Annotated in this window: 1 protein-coding gene; it reads left to right on the forward strand. The window is 48.4% G+C overall.

All coding sequences use genetic code 11. From position 1 onward, the window contains the following. Positions 1-68 precede the first annotated feature (68 nt). On the forward strand, positions 69-1,073 hold the full coding sequence (locus INF68_RS20605) for an IS110-like element IS5075 family transposase (RefSeq protein ID WP_000427614.1): 1,005 nt from the start codon (positions 69-71) through the stop codon (positions 1,071-1,073). Positions 1,074-1,331: the final 258 nt, after the last annotated feature.

The raw sequence follows: 1,331 nt of genomic DNA on the forward strand, positions 1-1,331 counted from the left end.
TTAATGAGATGGTCACTCCCTCCTTCCCAGTACTATGCTGAGGACAGGCTTTCATTCGGAGAACCATCATGGAAAACATTGCGCTTATTGGTATCGATCTGGGTAAGAACTCTTTCCATATTCATTGTCAGGATCATCGTGGGAAGGCCGTTTACCGTAAAAAATTCACCCGACCAAAGCTAATCGAATTTCTGGCGACATGCCCGGCAACAACCATCGCGATGGAAGCCTGTGGCGGTTCTCACTTTATGGCACGCAAGCTGGCAGAGTTAGGGCATTTTCCAAAGCTGATATCACCGCAATTTGTCCGCCCATTCGTTAAAAGCAACAAAAATGACTTCGTTGATGCTGAAGCTATCTGTGAAGCAGCATCACGTCCATCTATGCGTTTCGTGCAGCCCAGAACCGAATCTCAGCAGGCAATGCGAGCTCTGCATCGTGTCCGTGAATCCCTGGTTCAGGATAAGGTGAAAACAACTAATCAGATGCATGCTTTTCTGCTGGAATTTGGTATCAGCGTTCCGCGAGGTGCTGCCGTTATTAGTCGACTGAGTACCCTTCTTGAGGACAGTAGTTTGCCTCTTTATCTCAGCCAGTTACTGCTGAAATTACAACAGCATTATCACTATCTTGTTGAGCAGATTAAAGATCTGGAATCTCAGTTGAAACGAAAGTTGGACGAAGATGAGGTTGGACAGCGCTTGCTGAGTATTCCCTGCGTCGGAACACTGACAGCGAGTACTATTTCAACTGAGATTGGCGACGGGAAGCAGTACGCCAGCAGCCGTGACTTTGCGGCGGCAACAGGGCTGGTACCCCGACAGTACAGCACGGGAGGTCGGACGACATTGTTAGGGATTAGCAAGCGGGGCAACAAAAAGATCCGAACTTTGTTGGTTCAGTGTGCCAGGGTATTCATACAAAAACTGGAACACCAGTCTGGCAAGTTGGCCGACTGGGTCAGGGAGTTGTTGTGTCGGAAAAGCAACTTTGTCGTCACCTGTGCTCTGGCAAACAAGCTGGCCAGAATAGCCTGGGCACTGACGGCGCGACAGCAAACTTACGAAGCATAAAGGCAGAAATACACCAGTTTAAACAATCATTCATCTGGTTTTGCGAATACTGATATTGATGATACTAACGGCCCACCGGCCTGTTGAGGAACCTGTAAAACGGAAAGGCTCATTGAAGCCGTATATTTTCTGGAGGTTCATCAGGCGCGGAACTCATCGAGGCGCGGGAATAAAATCCCATTCAGACGCCGGATAGATTCAAGCAAGCCAACTTGTCGTCAAAATCGGTGTTGCAAAAACGGGAGTGACCATAGATTC

This window comes from Enterobacter cloacae complex sp. P16RS2 (assembly GCF_014982155.1).
Lineage (GTDB): Bacteria > Pseudomonadota > Gammaproteobacteria > Enterobacterales > Enterobacteriaceae > Enterobacter > Enterobacter cloacae_M.

What these genes read in the sequence shown, in the direction of transcription:
- INF68_RS20605 (WP_000427614.1), top strand. Translation starts at nt 69, where the DNA reads ATGGAAAACATTGCGCTTATTGGTATCGATCTGGGTAAGAACTCTTTC.